Here is a 15,854-nt window from a genome sequence, read left to right on the forward strand (position 1 = left end):
TGCGGCCGCCTTCCTTGTCCATGCCCGAGAACGCCTCGTGGGGCATCAGACCCAGTCCTCCTCGTCCGTCGCTTCCAGCGCGACCGTGTCGAAGGCCTCGCCCGCCATGCCGGCGGTGAGGGTGGTGCCGTCGGCCGGGTCGATCAGCAGGAAGGACCCGGTCCGGCGGTTGTCGGTGTAGTCGTCGAGCGACAGCGGCTCGGCGGTGCGCAGCACCACGTGGCCGATGTCGTTGACCGACAGGCCCTCGGCGCCGGAGCGCTGTTCGAGGCTGTCGATGTCGATCCGGTAGCTGATCTCCTTGACCAGCGCGCGCACCGTCCGGGTGGTGTGCTTGAGCAGCACCTTGTCCCCGGCCCGCAGCGGGCGCTCGTGCAGGTGGCAGACGGTCGCCGCGACGTCCTTGGTGGGCGTCGGGACGCGGCCGGCCGCGATCAGGTCACCGCGCGAGACGTCGATGTCCTCGGCGAGGCGGACGGTGACCGACTGGGGGGCCCAGGCGATGTCCGTCTCCTTGCCGAGCGCGTCGATGCCGGCCACCGTGGTGACGTGGCCCGACGGCAGGACGGTGACGGTGTCGCCGGTGCGCAGCACGCCGGAGGCGAGCTGGCCGGCGTACCCGCGGTAGTCGGGGAAGTCGGCGCTCTGCGGGCGGATCACGTACTGGACGGGGAACCGGACCGGCTCCTCGCTCGGGTCGCTGCCGACCGGCACGGTCTCCAGGTGCTCCAGCAGCGTCGGGCCGCCGTACCAGTCCATGTGCGCGGACGGCTCGACCACGTTGTCGCCGGCCAGGGCCGAGATCGGCACCGCCACCACGTCCTCGACGCCCAGCGAGGCGGCGTACGCGGTGAACTCCTTCGCGATGGCCGCGAAGACCGGCTCCGCGTACTCGACCAGGTCCATCTTGTTGACGGCCAGCACCACGTGCGGCACCCGCAGCAGCGCGGCCACGGCGGCGTGCCGGCGGGTCTGCTCGACCACGCCGTTGCGGGCGTCGACCAGCACGACGGCGAGTTCGGCGGTGGAGGCGCCGGTCACCATGTTGCGGGTGTACTGCACGTGGCCGGGGGTGTCGGCGAGGATGAAGCGCCGGCGCGGGGTGGCGAAGTAGCGGTACGCGACGTCGATGGTGATGCCCTGCTCGCGCTCGGCGCGCAGGCCGTCGGTGAGCAGCGCCAGGTCCGGGGCCTCCTGGCCGCGGCTGAGCGAGACCCGCTCGACCGCCTCCAGCTGGTCGGCGAGCACGGACTTGGAGTCGTGCAGCAGCCGGCCCACCAGGGTGGACTTGCCGTCGTCGACGGAGCCCGCGGTGGCGAAGCGCAGCAGCGCGGTGGCCGCCGCCTCCTCGCCGAACGGGTTCTCGGAGGGGGCCTGGTTGTTGTGCAGATCGGTCGGCATGGTTAGAAGTACCCCTCGCGCTTACGGTCTTCCATGGCGGCCTCGGACACCTTGTCGTCCGCCCGGGTCGCTCCTCGCTCGGTCAGCCGGCTGGCCGCGATCTCGGCGATCACGTCGCCGATGCCGGTCGCGTCCGAGTCGACCGCGCCGGTGCAGGACATGTCACCGACCGTCCGGTAGCGCACCAGGCGCCGCTCCACGGTCTCGGTCTCCTTGGGGCCGCCCCACTCGCCGGCGGTGAGCCACATGCCGTTGCGGGAGAAGACCTCGCGCTCGTGGGCGTAGTAGATCTCGGGGAGTTCGATCTTCTCCCGCTCGATGTACTGCCAGACGTCCAGCTCGGTCCAGTTGGAGAGCGGGAAGACGCGCACGTGCTCGCCGACCGCGTGCTTGCCGTTGTAGAGGCTCCAGAGCTCGGGGCGCTGGCGGCGCGGGTCCCAGGCGCCGAACTCGTCGCGCAGGGAGAAGACGCGCTCCTTGGCGCGGGCCTTCTCCTCGTCGCGGCGGCCGCCGCCGAAGACGGCGTCGAACTTGCCCTGCTCGATGCCGTCCAGCAGCGGGACGGTCTGCAGCGGGTTGCGCAGGCCGTCCGGGCGCTCGCGCAGCCGGCCGTCGTCGATGAAGTCCTGCACGTGCGCGACGTGCAGCCGCAGGTTGTACCGGGCCACCGCGCGGTCGCGGTAGGCCAGCACCTCGGGGAAGTTGTGGCCGGTGTCGACGTGCAGCAGGGCGAAGGGCACCGGCGCCGGCCAGAAGGCTTTCAGCGCCAGGTGCAGCATGACGATGGAGTCCTTGCCGCCGGAGAAGAGGATCACCGGGCGCTCGAACTCGCCGGCCACCTCGCGGAAGATGTGCACCGACTCCGCCTCCAGCGCGTCGAGGTGCGACAGCGCGTAGGGGTTCTCGGCGGCATCGAGCAGGGTGTGGGTCGCGGTCGTCATGCCAGTCCCCTCGTGGTCAGGAAGGTGTGCAGTTCGGCCGCGGACTCGGCGACGGCGCGGCCGTGCGTCTGCAGTCGCAGCTCCGGGCTCTCCGGTGCCTCGTACGGGTCGTCCACGCCGGTCAGGCCGGAGATCTCGCCGGCCGCCTGCTTGGCGTACAGGCCCTTGACGTCGCGCTCCGAGCAGACCTCGACCGGGGTGGCGACGTGGATCTCCAGGAACTCGGTGCCGTGCTCGCCGTGCCGCTCGCGGACGGCGGCGCGGGAGGCCGCGTACGGGGCGATGACCGGGGCCAGCACCTTGACGCCGTTCGCGGCCAGCTTCTCGGCGACGAAGCCGATCCGGGTCACGTTGGTGTGCCGGTCCTCCTGGCTGAAGCCCAGGCCCTTGGAGAGGAACTCGCGGATCTCGTCACCGTCCAGGACCTCCACCTTGTGGCCCTCGGCGCGCAGGCGCTCGGCGAGGGCGAAGGCGAGGGTGGTCTTGCCCGCGCTGGGCAGCCCGGTCAGCCACACCGTGGCGCCGCGCTCGCAGGGGGCGGCCGCGGGGGCCGCCTCTGCGGCTCCGTCGACTGCCGGTGTGTCTGTGGTCACGGTGAATTCTCCTGGTGGTACGGGTCGGTGGGGCGGGATCAGAGGTGGATGCCGCACTCGGTCTTGCCGGAGCCGGCCCAGCGCCCGGCGCGGGCCTCCTCGCCCTCGACGGGCTTGCGGGTGCACGACAGCGGCGAGCAGCCGACCGAGGTGTAGCCCTCCCACAGCAGCGGGTTGAGCAGGACGCCGTTGGCGGCGACGTAGGCGTCCACGTCCTCCTGGGTCCAGCGCGCGATCGGGGCGATCTTGACCTTGCGGCGCTTGGGGTCCCAGGACACCACCGGGGTGTCGGCGCGGGTCGGGGACTCGTCGCGGCGCAGTCCGGTGGCCCAGGCGTCGTAGCCGCCGAGGCCGCGGTTCAGCGGCTCGACCTTGCGCAGCGAGCAGCAGAGGTCCGGGTCGCGGTCGTGCAACTGCGGTCCGTACTGGGCGTCCTGCTCGGCCACGGTCTGCAGCGGCGTCAGGGTGATGACGTTGACCGGCATCACCGCCGCCACCGCGTCCCGGGTGCCGATGGTCTCGGCGAAGTGGTAGCCGGTGTCGAGGAAGACCACGTCCACGCCGGGGAAGACCGAGGAGGCGAGGTGGGCGACGACCGCGTCCTCCATGGAGGAGGTGACGCAGAAGCGCTTGCCGAAGGTCTCGGCGGCCCAGCGCAGGACGTCCTGTGCGGACGCCTCCTCCAGGTCGCGGCCGGCCGCGGTGGCTATCGCCTCGTGATCAACCGTGCTGGTCATCCTGGTTCCCCCCGTTCGCAGGTGTGCTCCGGTCCCCGGTGTTCGACGGCGACAGCAGGCCGAGGAACTTCAGCTGGAACGCCCGGCGGCAGCTCGCGCACTCCCAGGCCCCGTGCCCGCCCTCGGCGGAGGGGCGCAGGTCCTCGTCCCCGCAGTACGGGCAGTGGAAGGGTGCGGCGCGCTCACTCACGAGAGGGCCTCCTCGGACGCCCGGGCGGTCCACTGGGCGAACCGCTCGCCTTCGGCGCGCTCGGCCTGGAAGCGCGTCAGGACCCGCTCCACGTAGTCCGGCAGGCCGTCCTTGGTGACCTTCAGGCCGCGGACCTTGCGGCCGAACCCGGCCTCCAGGCCCAGCGCGCCGCCCAGGTGCACCTGGTAGCCCTCGACCTGCTCGCCGTTCTCGTCGGTGACGAGCTGGCCCTTGAGGCCGATGTCGGCGACCTGGATGCGGGCGCAGGCGTTCGGGCAGCCGTTGATGTTGATGGTCAGCGGCTCGGCGAACTCCGGCAGGCGCTTCTCCAGCTCGTCGATGAGCGTGCGGCCGCGCTCCTTGGTCTCGACGATCGCGAGCTTGCAGTACTCGATGCCGGTGCAGGCCATCGTGCCGCGGCGGAAGGGCGAGGGGGTGACCCGCAGGTCCAGCGCCTCCAGGCCGGCCACCAGCGACTCGACCCGGTCCTCGGCGACGTCGAGGACGATCATCTTCTGCTCGGCGGTGGTGCGCAGGCGGTCCGAGCCGTGGGCGGCGGCCAGGTCGGCGATCTGCCCGAGCAGCTTGCCGTCCACCCGGCCGACCCGCGGCGCGAAGCCGACGTAGAACCGGCCGTCCCGCTGGCGGTGCACGCCGACGTGGTCGCGCCAGGTGCCGCTCGGCTCCTTCGGCGCGGGGCCGTCGACCAGCTTGTACTTGAGGTACTCGTCCTCCAGCACCTGGCGGAACTTGTCCTTGCCCCAGTCGGCGACCAGGAACTTCAACCGGGCGCGGTTGCGCAGGCGGCGGTAGCCGTAGTCGCGGAAGATGCCGATGACGCCGCCGTAGACGTCCGCGACCTCCTCCAGCGGGACCCAGGCACCGAGGCGCACGCCGAGCTTGGGGTTGGTGGAGAGGCCGCCGCCGACCCAGAGGTCGAAGCCGGGGCCGTGCTCGGGGTGGACGACGCCGACGAAGGCGATGTCGTTGATCTCGTGGGCCACGTCCAGCAGCGGCGAGCCGGAGACCGCCGACTTGAACTTGCGCGGCAGGTTGGAGAACTCCGGGTTGCCGATGAAGCGGCGCTGGATCTCGTCGACGGCCGGGGTGCCGTCGATGATCTCGTCCTCGGCGATGCCGGCCACCGGGGAGCCGAGGATGACGCGCGGGGTGTCACCGCAGGCCTCGGTGGTGGAGAGGCCGACGGCCTCCAGCTTCTGCCAGATCGCCGGCATGTCCTCGATCCGGATCCAGTGGTACTGGACGTTCTGCCGGTCGGTCAGGTCGGCGGTGTTGCGGCCGTACTGCTCGGAGACCTCGGCGATCGCCTTCAGCTGGGCCACCGTGAGGCGGCCGCCGTCGATCCGGACCCGGAGCATGAAGTACTCGGCGTCCAGCTCGTGCGGGTCGAGGATCGCGGTCTTGCCGCCGTCGATGCCCTCCTTGCGCTGGGTGTACAGACCCCACCAGCGCATCCGGCCCCGCAGGTCGGCCGGGTCGATCGAGTCGAAGCCCCGCTTGGCGTAGATCGTCTCAATGCGTGTCCGCACGTTGAGACCGTCGTCGTCCTTCTTGAACTGCTCGTTGGCGTTCAGCGGGGTGAAGTGCCCCATGGCCCACTGACCCTCGCCACGGTGGCGGGTCACCTTGCGGGCGGCGGCGGGGCGGGGCGCGGGGGCGCTCGCTTCCTGGGGCTCGACCGGGTCGGGAGTGGTGGCCATGGTGAAGTCCTTACGGGCAGGTGGCTCTGACGCTGGGGGGAGGCGCTGGGCGTTGCTCCGGTGCGGCGCTGCTGTGACCTGCGGTCCTGCACGTGGTGACGTGCCGGATCAGGAACAGTGACCGAGGCCGGGGTGGGCGCCCGCGCATCCGCTTCAGCGAGGATGACGAGGAGGTGGCGCCGGGTGCGGTGGTGGCGGCGGGGTGGGCTCAGGTCACCGGACAGATGGCGCTGGACACACGAAGGAGATCGACGTGGAGTCGACCAACCAGGGTGGTTCCGGCGCTAGGCATGGCAAGAGATTCGCACGCCCGGCGGTTCTCGGTCCACTAACGTCCAAATAATGGACGTAATGGTTTCGCCATGTGAGACGCCGGGGACTTTCCCACGCTCGGAAGGTTACCGCCCTGCGAACCGCCGCGACCCTACCCGCGCTCCGAGCCGCTCGGGAGCCCCCCGTGGGCCCCCCGGAACCCGCCCGGAGGCGTCCCCCGGCTCTCCCGGACGGCCCGCGCCGGGACCACCGCCGACGGCCGGGGGCCCGTAGATCCACCCCGGGCGCCCGGCCCGATACCGTAGAGCTGTGCAACCAGCAGGCGAGATGACGAGACCGAACCCCGAGCGCCCCTCGCGGCGGCGGGGCAAGGGCTCCCGACGCGCGGTCAAGCGGGCCACCTGGCGCAGTACGGCCTGGGCGCTGATCAAGGACACCACCAACACCTGCGTCGAGTACCGGGTCACCGGCCTCGCCGCCGAGGCGGCCTTCTTCACCCTGCTGTCGATCCCGCCGCTGCTGCTCTGCCTGGCCGGCACGCTCGGCTACCTCGACGAGTTCCTCGGCGCCGGCACCATCGACAAGCTGAAACAGGACATCGTCTCAGCCGCTGGGACGGTGCTCTCGCAGTCGTCCGTCCACCAGATCGTCGAACCGCTATTGCACGGCGTCTTCGACGACAAACGGCCCGACCTGATCTCGATCGGCTTCCTGCTCTCCCTGTGGTCCGGCTCCCGGGCGCTCTACATCTTCATCGACACCATCACCGTCATGTACGGCCTCGACGGCAAGCGCGGCATCGTCAAGACCCGCCTGATGTCGCTCGGCCTCTACCTCGGCGCCCTGGTGATCGGCTCCCTGGTGCTGCCCCTGCTGGTGGCCGGCCCCGGACTGGTGGTGGCCGCGTTGCCGAACGCCGCCGGACTGGTCAGCGCGCTCTACTGGCCGGTGGCGATCCTGCTCCTGGTGGTCTTCCTCACCACGCTCTACCACCTGGCCGTGCCCGTCTCCACGCCCTGGCGCGAGGACATCCCCGGCGCCCTGGTCGCCCTGGTCGTCCTGGTGGTCTGCAGCGTGCTGCTCCGGGTCTACCTGGTCAGCTCCGTCGAGGGCCCCTCGGTGTACGGGTCGCTGGCGGCGCCGGTGGCCGTCCTGCTCTGGATCGGCGTGGTCGCGCTCGCGGTGCTGATCGGCGCCGCGATGAACGCCGCCATAGACCGGCGCTGGCCCACCCTGGAGACCGCCGACGCCCGCGCGGAGAACGAGCGTGCCAGCGAGGAGGCGGCCGCGGCCGTCGTCCGCGAGGTCGCCGCCCGGCGGGCCGTGGAGCGCGCCCGGCGGGCCCGCGAGCTGGGCCTGGCCGAGGGCGTCGAGGAGGAGTACGAGGGCGAGGAGGGCGACGACGGCGACGTGCCGTCCGAGTACCCCGAGCGCTGGGCCGACTTCCTGCCCCCGGAGAACCTCAAGGGCCGGCTGGCCGCCCGCGGCCCCCACCACCGTCCCGTCCCGCCCCCGCCGGACAGCGACCGGCCCCTCGGCCCGCCGCCCGGCGCCGAGCCGGAGCAGGAGGGCGGCCCGGACTACGGGCCCGACTTCGGCGACCACCGCTTCCCCGGGGCGCAGCTCCCCGGGCGCCCGCCCCGCCCGCCCTGGGAGCAGGGCTGACCGGACGGGCGCCCGGGCGCCGCCCGGGTCAGGCCGCGCCGCGCTCCACCGGGATCCACAGCTGCGCGTCGGCCTGCGACCCGTCCGGCGACGGCCGGACGCCGAGGATCTCCGGCCCCGGCCTGCTGCGGTAGGGGTTGGACGGGAACCACTGGGTGTAGACGTCCCGCCACAGGTACTGCAGGGCCTGCGGGAACGGCCCGCTGTTCTCGAAGACCGCCCACGTCCCGGCCGGGACGAGCAGCGCGTCCAGGTCCTCCGGCGGGTCGGCCCGGGTCAGCGCCGCGTGCCAGTAGTCGAGCCCGGTGCCCTCGGCCCGGCTCTCGTCCAGGTTGTCGGTCACCGAGACGATGCCGGCCGGCTCCTGGTCCGACAGCCGCGCGATCCGCCGGCTCGTCTCCGGCCCGACGGACCGGATGAACTCCGCGATGGCCGGATTGACCCCTTCGTGCACGAGCGGGACCCGGGCCATGCGCCCCACCACCCGGAACTCCGCCCGCTCCACGATCCGGTACCTCATGCTGCTGCTCCCTTCGACGACGAGCCGGAAGGACATCCGGGGCTGGGAGCGCAGTGCCGCGCCCGTCCGCCTGGCCTCGCCGGGCCCGACGCCGTGCATCGCGCGGAACGCGCGGGCGAACGCCTCGCCCGAGGCGTAGCCGTAGCGGACCGCGATCTCCAGCAGCGTCCCCGGGCCGGCCAGCACCTCGGCGCCCGCGACGGTCAGCCGCCGGCGCCGGACGTACTCCGACAGCGGCATCCCCGCCAGGGCCGAGAACATCCGCCGGAGGTGGTACTCCGACGTCGTCGCGATCCTGGCCAGCTCGGCCACGTCGATCTGCCCGTCCAGCCGGGACTCGATGTGGTCCATGGCCTGATTCAGCCGCTCCAGCACCCCGGTCCCCTTCCTTTTTCCTTGCCCTCACCGTAGGAAGGGGCCGGCCTGCCCCACCCGACATCCTGTGCCCGTTCCGGTCGGGTCCCGGGGACGGTGCCGCGCGGCCCGTCCGGCCCGGGCCCGGCCGCCGGGGAGCGCCGCTGACGCGCCCGCCGCTGACGCGCCCGCCGGTCAGCGCGCCCCGTCGGGCAGCACCAGACCCTCCAGCACCAGCGCGAGGAACCGCGGGCCGCCGTCGCGGCCGGGCCCGGCGTTCTCCCGCACCCAGGCGGCGCCGCTGAGCAGGTCGAACAGCTCGTCCGTGGTGAGGTCGGCGCGGACCCGTCCGGCGCGCTGGGCGGCGCCGAGCAGCTCGGCGCCGCCGCGGTGCATGGCTGCGCACATGGCGTGGGAGGGCGTCCCCTCGTCGTACATGCTCCTGGCCAGGATGCCGACCAGGCCGCGGAAGGTGCTGAAGTGTCGGACGGCCTGACCCATCCACTCCGTCAGGGTCTCCAGGGCGTCCTCGCCGTCGGCCGGCCGCTCCGCCAGGGCGACGAGTTCGGACAGTCCGTCCCTGGTGGCGGCCTCGACCAGGGCGGCCCGGGTGGGGAAGTGCCGGTAGAGCGTCCCGATGGCGACGCCGGCCCGGCCGGCGACGTCCTCCAGGGAGGCGTCGGAGCCGTCGGCCTCGAAGGCCCTGCGGGCGGCCGCCAGGATCGCGTCGTAGTTGCGCTGCCCGTCGGCCCGCTTGGGGCGCTGCGCGATGTAGGGCCCGGTGTCCGCCAATGAATCCTCCTGCTTGACTACCTGAGGCATCCTCAGGTTAACTCTGCCGCACCTAACCTGAGGCTGTCTCACCATAATACTCCGGCTGCTGCCGTGGAGGATCCCATGAGCGTTGACGCTGTTCCCGACGAAGTCCCGGCCCGGGCCGCCGGGTCGCGGGCCCGGGCCCGGGGCCTGACGCTGACGGCGATCGTCGGCGCCGAGTTCATGCTCCAGCTGGACGGCACCGTCGTGAACGTCGCCCTGCCCGCCCTGCAGTCCGACCTGGGCCTCTCGGCGGCCGCCGGGTCGTGGGTGCCGAACGCCTTCCTGCTGGCCTTCGGCGGCCTGCTCCTCCTCGCCGGCCGGCTCGGCGACGCCTTCGGCCACCGCCGGGTCTTCGTCGGCGGCCTCGGCCTGGTCGTGCTGGCCTCCCTGCTGGCCGGCCTGGCCCCCGGCGTCGAGCTGCTGCTGGCCGGCCGGCTGCTCCAGGGCGCCGGCGCCGCCCTCGCCGGACCCAACGGCCTGGCCCTGCTCGCGGTGGTCTTCGAGGGCGAGCGGCGGCAGCGGGCCTTCGGCCTCTACTCGACCGTCACCGGCCTCGGCGCCTCGGCCGGCATGGTGCTGGGCGGCGTGCTCACCTGGGCGGGGGACTGGCGGTGGAGCCTGCTGGTGAACGTCCCGGTGGGCCTGCTGATCATCGTCCTGTCGCTGACGACGCCCGGCCTCGCCGGCGCTGGCACCCGCTCCCGCCCGCTCGGCCTGCTCAGCGCGGCCCTGGTCACCGCGGCCGTCGGCACCGCCGTGTACGGGCTGGTGCACGCCGCCGAGCAGGGCTGGGGGGACGCCGGCACCCTGGTGCCGCTGGCCGGCTCGGCGGCGCTCTGGGTGCTGCTCGCGGTGGTCGACCCGCGCACCTCGGAGCCCCTGCTGCCGGCCGCCGTCCTCGCCGGCCGCGAGCGTGCCGGTGCCTTCGTCGACCTGCTGCTGCTGGCCGCCGTGCTCACCGGCTTCCTGGTCTACCTGGTGCAGTACCTGCGGGGCGTGCTGCACTTCAACGCCCTGCAGAGCGGCCTCGCCGTCCTGCCGTTCGGCCTGGCGCTGCTGCTCTCCACCCAGGTGCTCACCCCGTACGTCTCCGGTGTCGGGCTGAAGACCCGCGCCCTGCTCGGCCTGGGCGTGGTCCTGGCCGGGGTGGCCTGGCTGGCCCGGCTCGACGCGGACAGCTCGTACCTCACCGGGGTGCTCCCGCAGATCGTCCTCGTCGGCCTCGGCGTCGGGGTGGCGATCGTCCCGTTCAACATGATCATCCTCAGCGCGGCCCCGCCCGAGCACGCGGGCGTGGCCGCCGGGGTGCTGCAGACGGCGCTGACCGTGGGCGGCTCGCTCGGCCTGGCCGTCCTGCTGATCCCGTTCACCGGCGGGGACGGCGAGATCGCCGGCACCATCTCGACGGTGTTCCTCTGGGCCGCCGGGGCCACCGTCCTGGCCCTGCTGGTCTCCGTGCTGCTCTGGTACGGGCCGGGCGCCCGGAGGGCCGCCCCGCCGGAGCGGGCGGCCGAGGCCTGACCGCCGGCCCGGGCGGGCCTTCCCGCCCGGGCCGGGCGGGGCCGGGCGGGTCTTCCCGCCGGGCCGGACGGCTCAGGGGGCGGCGGCCGGCGGGCCGGGTGCTCGGACGGTCCGCGAAAAATGACTGGCCCTGCCTGCCGCCCTTGGCTACCGTGGGAGTCGTCCGGAACGGCCCGTCGTGGGCTGTAACCGTCGAAGCCGTGTTTTCTACCGGGAGGTGAGGATCGTGACGACTGTCGCCGCTGTGGGCGCCGTCCGCGTCCAGAAGGTCATCACTCACACCCCCCTGGTCTCCGGCTGACCCGACGTCACCCCTGCGGGACGTCCGTACCTTCCTGTCGCGCCGATCGCGCGCAGCCGGGGCCACCCCTTGAAGGGTCACCCCGTCTTGTCCTCCTTCTCCACCTTTCCCACCTTCTCCACCTCCGACGCCCACCCGCTGTCCGGCTACGGCTGGGACGAGGCGTGGGCCCGCTCCTTCTCCCTGCACACCGCCGTCGGCCTGCTCGCGGGCCGGGTCGTGCGGGTCGACCGGGGCCTGTGCAGCGTCGTCGTCGCCGACGGTGACGCGGTGCGGGTCCTGCGGGCCGACATGGCCGACGTGTCCACACCGGACCCGATGCGCTACGTCTGCACCGGCGACTGGGTCGCCGTCGACGAGATCCCCGGCGGGCGGCCCGCGGTACGGGCCCTGATGCCCCGCCGCACCGCGCTGGTGCGCTCGACCAACTCCAAGCGGTCCGAGGCACAGGTGCTCGCGACCAACGTCGACCAGATCGCGATCTGCGTCTCGCTCGCCTCCGAGGTCGACCTCGGCCGGATCGAGCGCTTCCTCGCCCTGGCCGCCTCCAGCGGCGAGGGCGAGGCCCTGCTGGGCGGCGCCCGGCGGGCCCCCGCCGAGCCGCTGGTCGTCCTCACCAAGGCCGACCTGGTCTCCGACGCCGAGCACATCCGTGCCGACGTCGAGGGCATCGCCCCCGGCGTCACGGTGCTGGTGGTCAGCGCCGAGACCGGCGAGGGGATGGACGTGCTGCGCGCCTGCACCCCCGGCAGCACCGCGCTGATCGGGCAGTCCGGCGCCGGCAAGTCCACCCTCACCAACATGCTGGCCGAGGCCGAGGTGATGACGGTCCAGCAGACCCGCTCGGTCGACGAGAAGGGCCGGCACACCACCACCGCGCGCGAGCTGGTGCCGATGGCGCACGGCGGCGTCCTGATCGACACGCCCGGCCTGCGCGAGGTCGGCCTCTTCGGCGGCGAGGGCCTGGCCCAGGCCTTCTCCGAGGTCGGGGAGCTCGCCGAGGAGTGCCGGTTCCACGACTGCGGCCACCACACCGAGCCCGGCTGCGCCGTCCGGGCGGCACTGGAGGACGGCAGCCTCTCGCAGCGCCGCTGGGAGAGCTACCTCAAGCTGCAGCGCGAGAACGCGTGGATCGCCTCCCGCACGGACGCCCGGCTCGCCGCCGAGCGCCTGAAGAAGTGGAAGTCGATCACCATGTCGCACCGGAACTCGGGCCTGCCGGTCAAGCGCTGACCGGCACCCGGCCGGCGCGCCGGTGAACCGTACGGCCGCCCCGGGGTGTCAGATCCCCGGGGCGGCCGCGGGCCTTTCGGCGGGCACCCGGCGTCCTCAGCGGGCGGGCAGCTGCCCGGTGCGGATCACCTCGGCGTACCAGCGGGCGCTGTCCTTCGGGGTCCGGCGCTGGCTGGCGAAGTCCACGTGCACGATGCCGAACCGCTTGCTGTAGCCGTAGGCCCACTCGAAGTTGTCCAGCAGCGACCAGAGGAAGTAGCCGCGCACCTCGGCGCCGTCGGCCACCGCCCGCCGCACCGCGTCCAGGTGGCCGTGCAGGTAGGCGACCCGCTCGGGGTCGTGCACCGCCCCGGACGGGTCGCTGTAGTCCTCGTACGCCGCGCCGTTCTCGGTGACCAGCAGCGGCACGCCCGGCAGGTCGTCGCGCAGCCGGGTCAGCAGCTCGTACAGGCCGTCGGCGTCCACCGGCCAGTCCATCGCGGTACGGCTGCCCTCGGCGGGAAGGAAGCGGACGCCCCGGTCGGCCGGCCACGGCGAGAGCGAGCTGGCGTGGCCGTCCAGGCGCGGGGCGGGCGCGGCCGGGTCGTCCGCGGCGACCACCGTCGGCGTGTAGTAGTTGATGCCCAGCGAGTCGATCGGGCGGGAGATCTCGGCCAGGTCGCCGTCCCGGACGAAGGACCAGTCGGTGACCTCCGCGGTGTCGGCCAGCACGTCCGCCGGGTAGCTGCCGTGGAACACCGGGTCGAGGAAGATCCGGTTGGCCAGGCCGTCGATCCGGCGGGCCGCGTCCAGGTCGCCGGGCGCCTCCGAGAGCGGGCGCACGGCCGCCAGGTTGAGGGTCAGCGAGACCTGCGCGGTGGCGGGCAGCTCGGCGCGCAGCGCCCCGGTGCCCAGGCCGTGGGCCAGCAGCAGGTGGTGGTGCGCGGTGAGGGCCGCCGCCGGGTCGGTCCGGCCGGGGGCGTGGATGCCGGCGCCGTAGCCGAGGAAGGCGCTGCACCACGGCTCGTTGAGGGTGGTCCAGGCGGGGATCCGGTCGCCCAGCCGGCGGGCGGCCAGCGCCGCGTACTCGGCGAAGCGGTACGCGGTGTCACGCTCGGTCCAGCCGCCCCGGTCCTCCAGGGTCTGCGGGAGGTCCCAGTGGTAGAGCGTGGCGACCGGCGTGATCCCGTGGGCGAGCAGCTCGTCCACCAGCCGGTCGTAGAAGTCCAGGCCCTCCCCGTTCGCCGGGCCCTCGCCGGCCGGCTGGATCCGCGGCCAGGCGAGGGAGAACCGGTAGGCACCCAGGCCGAGTTCGGACATCAGCGCGACGTCGTCGCGGTAGCGGTGGTAGTGGTCCGCCGCGATGTCCCCGGTGTCTCCGTTGCGGACCTTGCCGGGGGTCCGGCTGAAGGTGTCCCAGATCGACGGGCTGCGGCCGCCCTCGCTCGCGGCGCCCTCGATCTGGTAGGCGGCGGTGGCCGCGCCCCAGAGGAAGCCGGGCGGGAAGGCCGGGCCGGCCGGCTGCGCGGCGCCGGTCGCGGGCCGGGCCTGGGCGGGTGTGGGCAGGGCTTCGACGGACATGTCGCCTTCCAGAGATGAGAGTTGGGACGGGGATCGGCGCAGGGCCGCTCGGCCGCGGGGTACCGGCCGCGCGGGCACGGAGGGCCGGGAGTACCGCCTGCCGGGGCACGGACCGCCGGCGGCGGTGGCCGGCCGGGGCCGGGCGGCCCCGGCCGCGGACGCCGGAGCCGGGGCGCCCGGCCGGGGACGCTCAGCCCTTGACGGCGCCCTGCATGATGCCGCCGACGATCTGGCGGCCGAGCAGGGCGAAGACCACCAGCACCGGGAGGGTGCCGATCAGGGTGCCGGCCATCACGATCGACTGGTCCTGGACGTAGCCCTGGCCCAGCGACCGCAGCGCGACCTGCACCGTCGGGTTCTGCGAACTCAGCGCCACGATCGGCCAGAAGAAGTCGTTCCAGGTGGCCATGAAGGTCAGCATCCCGAGCACCGCCATGCCCGGGCGGGCCACCGGCAGCACGATCGACCAGAAGATCCGCAGGGACGAGGCGCCGTCCACCCGGGCGGCCTCGATGAGCTCGTCCGGCAGCGCCTGGATCAGGAACTGCCGCATGAAGAACACCCCGAAGGCGGACACCAGCGAGGGCAGGATCACCGACGGGAGCTTGTTCTGCAGGTCCATCTTCACGATCACCATGAACAGCGGGATGACCCCCAGCTGCGGCGGGATCATCATGGTGCCGACCGTCACGGCCAGCAGCAGGCTGCGGCCCCGGAAGCGCAGTTTCGCGAAGGCGAAGCCGGCCAGCGTGGAGGAGAGCACCACGCCCAGCGTCACGGTGCAGGCCACGATCAGCGAGTTCACCAGCGCGGTGCCGATGGCGGCCTGCTGCAGCGCCTCGCCGATGTTGTGGAAGAGGTTCGGGCCGGGGGTGAGCGCCGGACTGGCCGAGCTCATCTCCGCGTTGGTGCGGCTGGCGCCGACCAGGGTCCAGTAGAACGGGAAGACGAACAGCACGGTGGCGCCGATCAGGACGGCGTACGCGAGCGGGCCGCCCTCCAGCGGCGAGCGCCGGCCCGTCCCCGGGCGGCGTCGCCCCGGCCGCGGAAGCTGAATGGTCGTCATGTCGGTCACCGGTCCGTACGGTTGCGCCGGGCGGCGATCGCCGCGTTGGCCAGGGCCAGCAGCACGATCAGCAGGAACATCACCCAGGCGACCGCGGCCGCCCGGCCGAGGTGGAAGAAGCTCCAGCCCTGCTCGTACATGTAGAGGCCGAGGGTCTGGTACTGGTGCGAGATCCCGCCGCCGGCGTTGCCCTCGTAGAGCAGCGGTTCACCGAACAGCTGGGTCGCGCCGATGGTGGAGACCACCACCGTGAAGATGATGGTGGGCCGCAGGCCGGGGACGGTCACGTGCAGGAACTGCTTCCAGCGCGAGGCGCCGTCCATCGCCGCGGACTCGTACAGCTCGTGCGGGATGGCCTGCATGCCGGCCAGGTAGATCAGCGCGTTGTAGCCCGTCCAGCGCCAGGTGACGACGGCCGAGACGCCGATCTGCGAGGCCCAGGTGTCCGCCTGCCAGTCCACCGGGTTCAGCCCGACGCTGCTCAGCGCCCAGTTCAGCAGCCCGTAGTCGCGGCCGAAGAGCTGCGCGAAGACCAGGGTGGCGGCGGCCACCGAGGTCGCGTACGGCATCAGCATCGCGACCCGGAAGAAGGTGCGCCCGCGCAGCTTGTAGTTCAGCAGGTGGGCCAGGCCGAGCGCCATCACGAGCTGCGGGACGGTGGAGAGCACCCCGATGGTGAAGGTGTTGCGCAGCGCGTTCCAGAAGAACGGGTCCTCCAGCAGGCGGGTGTAGTTCTGGAAACCCACCCAGTCCATCTGCTGGGAGGTCTGCAGTTCCACCCGGTGCAGCGACACGTACGCCGTGTACAGCAGCGGGAAGAGGCCGAAGGCCGCGAACAGGACGAAGAACGGCGCCAGGTAGCCGTACGGCGCGGCGCGGGAGGCCCGGCGGGCGCGGGGCCGGCGCTCGGCCGCGGGGGCGGCCGGACGGGGGCTTCGGGTGGTGGTGGTGATGGCCAT

At 73.0% G+C, this 15,854-nt stretch carries 15 protein-coding genes; 3 read left to right on the forward strand and 12 right to left on the reverse strand.

The annotated features are described in order from the left end of the window. Positions 1 to 45: 45 nt before the first annotated feature. The 7 genes from IE329_RS03440 to IE329_RS41990 all read right to left on the reverse strand — a co-directional run bounded on the left by IE329_RS03440 (position 46) and on the right by IE329_RS41990 (position 5,875). Positions 46 to 1,401, reverse strand: a complete 1,356-nt coding sequence (locus IE329_RS03440; RefSeq protein ID WP_190209255.1) for a sulfate adenylyltransferase subunit 1 — start codon at positions 1,399 to 1,401, stop codon at positions 46 to 48. Positions 1,402 to 1,403: 2 nt separating this feature from the next. Then, positions 1,404 to 2,342, reverse strand: coding sequence for a sulfate adenylyltransferase subunit CysD (gene cysD, locus IE329_RS03445; protein WP_190209256.1), 939 nt, complete (start codon positions 2,340 to 2,342; stop codon positions 1,404 to 1,406). Continuing rightward, a complete protein-coding gene (gene cysC, locus IE329_RS03450; RefSeq protein WP_268257247.1) occupies positions 2,339 to 2,935 on the reverse strand; it encodes an adenylyl-sulfate kinase in 597 nt (198 codons plus the stop codon). The genes cysD and cysC overlap by 4 nt, the downstream gene beginning before the upstream one ends. Positions 2,936 to 2,973: 38 nt before the next feature. After that, positions 2,974 to 3,672: a phosphoadenylyl-sulfate reductase gene (locus tag IE329_RS03455; protein ID WP_190209257.1), complete on the reverse strand. Its 699-nt coding sequence runs from the start codon at positions 3,670 to 3,672 to the stop codon at positions 2,974 to 2,976. Beyond that, the gene (locus IE329_RS03460) at positions 3,656 to 3,862 is read right to left on the reverse strand and encodes a hypothetical protein (RefSeq protein ID WP_190209258.1); all 207 of its coding nucleotides are present in this window, start codon (positions 3,860 to 3,862) and stop codon (positions 3,656 to 3,658) included. Before IE329_RS03460 ends, IE329_RS03455 begins: the two co-directional genes overlap by 17 nt. Continuing rightward, complete coding sequence (locus IE329_RS03465; protein WP_190209259.1) at positions 3,859 to 5,583, reverse strand: nitrite/sulfite reductase; 1,725 nt, start codon at positions 5,581 to 5,583, stop codon at positions 3,859 to 3,861. Before IE329_RS03465 ends, IE329_RS03460 begins: the two co-directional genes overlap by 4 nt. A 208-nt stretch (positions 5,584 to 5,791) precedes the next feature. Continuing rightward, a complete protein-coding gene (locus IE329_RS41990) occupies positions 5,792 to 5,875 on the reverse strand; it encodes a putative leader peptide (RefSeq protein WP_310593185.1) in 84 nt (27 codons plus the stop codon). 308 nt (positions 5,876 to 6,183) lie between these two features. Here IE329_RS41990 and IE329_RS03470 point away from each other — a divergent pair, with 308 nt between their 5' ends. Continuing rightward, a complete protein-coding gene (locus tag IE329_RS03470) occupies positions 6,184 to 7,521 on the forward strand; it encodes a YihY/virulence factor BrkB family protein (protein WP_190209260.1) in 1,338 nt (445 codons plus the stop codon). A gap of 28 nt (positions 7,522 to 7,549) precedes the next feature. On the opposite strand, the gene IE329_RS03475 is transcribed toward IE329_RS03470, so the two are convergent. Together IE329_RS03475 and IE329_RS03480 are read right to left on the reverse strand one after the other, a co-directional pair. Beyond that, positions 7,550 to 8,416 carry an AraC family transcriptional regulator gene (locus IE329_RS03475; protein ID WP_190209261.1) on the reverse strand — a complete coding sequence of 289 codons (867 nt, stop codon included), beginning with the start codon at positions 8,414 to 8,416 and terminating at the stop codon, positions 7,550 to 7,552. Positions 8,417 to 8,590: 174 nt separating this feature from the next. Beyond that, positions 8,591 to 9,217: a TetR/AcrR family transcriptional regulator gene (locus IE329_RS03480; RefSeq protein WP_190209262.1), complete on the reverse strand. Its 627-nt coding sequence runs from the start codon at positions 9,215 to 9,217 to the stop codon at positions 8,591 to 8,593. A 75-nt stretch (positions 9,218 to 9,292) separates the two neighbouring features. On the opposite strand from IE329_RS03480, the gene IE329_RS03485 reads away from it, so the two are divergent. Next, a complete protein-coding gene (locus IE329_RS03485) occupies positions 9,293 to 10,735 on the forward strand; it encodes an MFS transporter (protein WP_190209263.1) in 1,443 nt (480 codons plus the stop codon). Between the two features lie 388 nt (positions 10,736 to 11,123). Next, positions 11,124 to 12,269, forward strand: a complete 1,146-nt coding sequence (rsgA, locus tag IE329_RS03490) for a ribosome small subunit-dependent GTPase A (protein ID WP_229927133.1) — start codon at positions 11,124 to 11,126, stop codon at positions 12,267 to 12,269. Positions 12,270 to 12,365: 96 nt separating this feature from the next. Here the strand turns inward: rsgA and IE329_RS03495 are convergent, their stop codons facing one another. The 3 genes from IE329_RS03495 to IE329_RS03505 form a co-directional block, all read right to left on the reverse strand. After that, positions 12,366 to 13,829, reverse strand: a complete 1,464-nt coding sequence (locus IE329_RS03495; RefSeq protein WP_190209265.1) for a GH1 family beta-glucosidase — start codon at positions 13,827 to 13,829, stop codon at positions 12,366 to 12,368. A 190-nt stretch (positions 13,830 to 14,019) separates the two neighbouring features. Then, on the reverse strand, positions 14,020 to 14,895 hold the full coding sequence (locus IE329_RS03500; protein ID WP_190209266.1) for a carbohydrate ABC transporter permease: 876 nt from the start codon (positions 14,893 to 14,895) through the stop codon (positions 14,020 to 14,022). 5 nt (positions 14,896 to 14,900) lie between these two features. Next, a complete protein-coding gene (locus tag IE329_RS03505; RefSeq protein WP_190209267.1) occupies positions 14,901 to 15,854 on the reverse strand; it encodes a carbohydrate ABC transporter permease in 954 nt (317 codons plus the stop codon).

It is taken from the genome of Kitasatospora indigofera, assembly GCF_014655955.1.
GTDB lineage: Bacteria > Actinomycetota > Actinomycetes > Streptomycetales > Streptomycetaceae > Kitasatospora > Kitasatospora indigofera.